This is a genomic window from Pseudomonas sp. EGD-AK9 (assembly GCF_000465935.2).
In the GTDB taxonomy this organism is placed as follows: Bacteria; Pseudomonadota; Gammaproteobacteria; order Pseudomonadales; family Pseudomonadaceae; genus Aquipseudomonas.
This window is the reverse complement of sequence record NZ_AVOF01000279.1, coordinates 1-4,227: the sequence shown is the minus strand read 5'-3', so window position 1 is coordinate 4,227 and position 4,227 is coordinate 1. Positions and strand designations below refer to the sequence as shown.

The window sequence follows — 4,227 nt, the reverse complement described above, 5'->3', positions numbered from 1 at the left end:
GACCTTCGGCACCAACGGCAGCCTCACCGCGCCGGTCGGCCCGGTGGCCGTCGGCTTCCCGCTGGCGGGCGTCGATCCGATGAACATCGCCATCGACTACAGCAACTCCAGCCAGTACGGCTCCGACTTCGTGGTCACCAGCAACCGCGCCAGCGGCTATGCGGCGGGCGAGCAGACCGGCCTGTCGGTGGAGAAGGACGGCATGGTCTACGCCAACTACAGCAACGGCCAGCGCATGCTGCAGGGCCAGGTGGCGCTGGCGACCTTCGCCAATGCCGGCGGCCTGAAGAACGTCAGCGGCACCGCCTGGGTGGAGAGCGCCGAGTCCGGCGCGGCGCTGATCGGCGTGCCCGGCGTCGGCCCGTTCGGCGAACTGGTGGCCGGTTCGCTGGAGAACTCCAACGTCGACCTGACCCAGCAGCTGGTCGGCCTGATGGAGGGCCAGCGCAACTACCAGGCCAACACCAAGGTGCTGACCACCAACAAGGAACTCACCCAAGTGCTGTTCGGCGCGATCTGAGGCTGACCCATGGACCGTCTCGGTTACACCGCAATGACCGCCGCCAGCCGCACCATGAGTTCGCTCACGGTGCGCGCCAACAACCTGGCCAACGTCAACACGCCCGGCTTTCGCGCCGACCTGGAACAGGCCCAGGCCGTGGCCGTGGAGGGCTACGGCTACGACAGCCGGCACCTGGCGCAGGTGAAGAACAACGGCGTGAGCCTCACCCCCGGCGCGCTGATGGCCACCGGTCGCGATCTGGACGTGGCGATCCAGGGCCCGGGGCTGTTCGTCGTCGAGGGCGAGAACGGCGCCGAGCGCTACACCCGCAACGGCGCGCTGCAGGTCGACGCCGAGCTGCGCCTGACCCTGAACGGCCGCGCCGTGCTCGGCGAGGGCGGGCCCATCGTGCTGCCCGAGTACGACAGCCTGAGCATCGGCCGCGACGGCACCGTCTCGGTGATCCCGCGCGGCGATTTCCTCAGCGCCGAGGTCGACCGCATCCGTGTGGTCGAGGTCGCCGCGGGCGACCTGGTCAAGGACGCCAGCGGCCTGCTGGCACGCAGCGACGGCGAGCCGGCCGAGGACCTGGAAGCGCCGCGGCTGGCCTCGGGTTACCTGGAGGCGAGCAACGTCGCCGCCATCGACCAGCTGGTGGCGACCATGAGCCTGAACCGCCTGTTCGAGACCCAGGTGAAGATGATGAAAGCCGCCGAGGACCTGTCCGAGGCCGGCAACCGCATGATCCGCGGCAGTTGATGACTACGTAGCCCGGATGCCATCCGGGGAAATCGCTCCCGGATTGCATCCGGGCTACTGACAGATGAGGTAAAGCACATGAGTTCCGCACTTTGGGTCAGCAAGACCGGCCTGGCCGCCCAGGACAAGGCCATGGGCGCGGTGGCCAACAACCTGGCCAACGTCAACACCACCGGCTTCAAGAGCGACCGCGTGGTGTTCGAGGACCTGTTCTACGCCATCGAACTGCAGCCCGGCGCCCAGGCCGATCAGGTCAATACCGTGCCCTCGGGCATCCAGCTGGGCAGCGGCGTGCGGGTCGCCGGCACGCAGAAGGTGTTCACCGAAGGCAGCATCCAGACCACCGGCCAGCCGATGGACCTGGCGATCATCGGCAGCGGCTTCTTCCAGGTGGAATCGCCGGCCGGCGAGATCTACTACACCGAGAGCGGCCAGTTCCAGCTCAACGCCGAGGGCGTGATGGTCAATGCCCAGGGCCTGCCGCTGGTGCCGGGTATCGAAGTGCCGGCCGGCAGCAGCCGCTTCACCGTGGGCAGCGACGGCATCGTCACCGCGGTGCTGCCGGGCGACACCCAGCCGGTGGAGCTGGGCCAGATCACCCTGGCCAACTTCACCAACCCGGCCGGTCTCGAAGCCCTGGGCGGCAACCTCTACCGCGAGACCGTGGCCAGCGGCGAGCCGGTGGAAGGCGTGCCGGGCGAGGAGGGCCTGGGCAACCTCAAGCAGGGCGTGCTGGAGGGCTCCAACGTGCAGGTGGTCGAGGCCATGGTCAACATGATCGCCATCCAGCGTGCCTACGAGGCCAACGCCAAGGTGCTGGACGCCGCCTCCGGCATGCAGCAGTTCCTCAACCAGACCGTGTGATCGCCATGAAACGCCTGATTGCCCTCGGTCTGCTCCTCGCCCTCGGCGGCTGCGCCAGCTTCGAGGAAATGCTGCCGGACGAGGACTCCAGCCACTACGAGCCGCTGCAGCTGGATTACAGCCAGCCGCCCGCCACCAGCGGCGGGCTGTTTCGCAGCGGCTACAGCGGCTCGCTGACCGGCGACAAGCGCGCGGTGCGGGTCGGCGACATCCTCACCGTGGTGCTCGACGAATCCACCCAGTCGAGCAAGAGCGCCGGCACCAGCTTCGGCAAGAACTCCAGCCTCTCGGTGGGCATTCCCACCGTGCTCGGCAAGCAGTACGACCAGCTGGAAAGCGCGGCCGAGGCCGAGCGCGATTTCGCCGGCTCGGCCAAGAGCTCGCAGCAGAACACCCTGCGCGGCTCCATCGCGGTCACCGTGCACCAGGTGCTGCCCAACGGCACCCTGCTGATCAAGGGCGAGAAGGCCCTGCGCCTGAACCAGGGCGACGAGTACATCCGCCTGGTCGGTCTGGTGCGCATGGACGACATCAACCGCAGCAACCAGGTGTCCTCGCAGAACGTGGCCAACGCACGCATCTCCTACGCCGGCCGCGGCGCGCTCAACGACAGCAACTCGGCGGGCTGGCTGACGCGCTTCTTCACCCATCCGCTGTTCCCGCTCTGAGGCCTGGTCATGCTCAAACGCTTACTCGTCGCCCTGCTTTTGACCTGGCCGCTGTCGACCCATGCCGTGCCGCTGATGGACCTGGTAGACGTCGAGGGCATCCGCGGCAACCAGCTGATCGGCTACGGCCTGGTGGTCGGCCTCGACGGCACCGGCGACAAGAACCAGGTCAAGTTCACCAGCCAGTCGGTGGCCAACATGATCAAGCAGTTCGGCATCAACCTGCCGCCGAACGTCGATCCCAAGCTGAAGAACGTCGCCGCGGTCACCGTCACCGCCGAGATCCCGCCGTCCTACAGCCCGGGGCAGACGGTGGACGTCACCGTCGCCTCGCTGGGCGACGCCAAGAGCCTGCGCGGCGGCCAGCTGCTGATGACCCCGCTGCACGGCGTCGACGGCGAGATCTACGCCCTGGCCCAGGGCGCGCTGGTGGTCGGCGGGCTCAACGCCAGCGGCCAGAGCGGCTCCAGCGTGGCGATCAACTCGGCCAATAGCGGCCGGGTGCCCAACGGTGCCACGGTGGAACGGACGATCCCCAGCGATTTCAGCGAACGCGACGAGGTCATGCTCAACCTGCGCCAGCCCAGCTTCCAGACCGCCGCCAAGGTGGTCGAGGCGGTCAACGGCCGTTTCGGCAGCGGCACCGCCAGCGCCCTCAACGCCACCAAGATTGCCATTCGCGCGCCGCTCACCAGCACTCAGCGCATCGGCTTCATGGCCATGCTCGAGGGCCTCGAGGTGGAGGAAGGCCGCGAGCGACCCAAGGTGGTGTTCAACAGCCGCACCGGCACCGTGGTGGTCGGCCAGGGCGTGCGCGTCAAGGCCGCCGCGGTGGCCCACGGCACCCTGACCGTGACCATCAGCGAGAACCCCCAAGTCAGCCAGCCCAATGCCTTCTCCGGCGGCCAGACCGCGGTGGTGCCGCGCTCCGACATCGAGGTCAGCCAGGACCAGAACGCCATGTTCAAGTGGCCCGAAGGCGCCAGCCTGGACAGCATCATCAACACCGTGAACAGCCTCGGCGCCACCCCGGACGATGTGATGAGCATCCTCCAGGCGCTGGAACAGGCCGGTGCCCTCAATGCCGAACTGATCGTGATCTGAGCCATGAGCATCGTTTCCCTCGCCCAACACATGAACAGCCACCGCGGCAGCGCCGACGGCATCGGCACCGCCCGCGAGCAGCAGCTGCAGGTCGCCGCCGAGCAGTTCGAGGCGCTGTTCCTGCAGCAGATCCTCAAGCAGATGCGCAAGGCCAGCGACGTGCTGGCCGAGGGCAACCCGATGCGCAGCCGCGAGCTGGACACCATGCGCGACTTCTACGACGAGGTGCTGGCCGAGACCCTGGCCGGGCGCAAGCAGACCGGCATCGCCGATATGCTGGTCAAGCAGCTGTCCGGCGCCGCCGGCAGCGCGCCGGACCTGGACGCCGCC

6 protein-coding genes are annotated in these 4,227 nt (G+C 68.1%); all 6 read left to right on the top strand.

Annotation, left to right across the window (positions count from 1 at the left end; all coding sequences use genetic code 11):
• The coding region (locus tag N878_RS13805; RefSeq protein ID WP_021444231.1) for a flagellar hook-basal body complex protein at positions 1 to 520 on the top strand (520 nt) is incomplete at its 5' end.
• 9 nt (positions 521 to 529) lie between these two features.
• A complete protein-coding gene (locus N878_RS13800) occupies positions 530 to 1,261 on the top strand; it encodes a flagellar basal body rod protein FlgF (protein WP_021444230.1) in 732 nt (243 codons plus the stop codon).
• 78 nt (positions 1,262 to 1,339) lie between these two features.
• Complete coding sequence (flgG, locus tag N878_RS13795) at positions 1,340 to 2,125, top strand: flagellar basal-body rod protein FlgG (protein ID WP_021444229.1); 786 nt, start codon at positions 1,340 to 1,342, stop codon at positions 2,123 to 2,125.
• Between the two features lie 5 nt (positions 2,126 to 2,130).
• Positions 2,131 to 2,793 carry a flagellar basal body L-ring protein FlgH gene (gene flgH / locus N878_RS13790; protein ID WP_031303166.1) on the top strand — a complete coding sequence of 221 codons (663 nt, stop codon included), beginning with the start codon at positions 2,131 to 2,133 and terminating at the stop codon, positions 2,791 to 2,793.
• A gap of 9 nt (positions 2,794 to 2,802) precedes the next feature.
• Positions 2,803 to 3,897, top strand: coding sequence for a flagellar basal body P-ring protein FlgI (locus N878_RS13785; protein ID WP_021444227.1), 1,095 nt, complete (start codon positions 2,803 to 2,805; stop codon positions 3,895 to 3,897).
• Positions 3,898 to 3,900: 3 nt separating this feature from the next.
• Positions 3,901 to 4,227: rod-binding protein (locus N878_RS13780; protein WP_177342900.1), on the top strand; the 327-nt coding region annotated here is incomplete at its 3' end.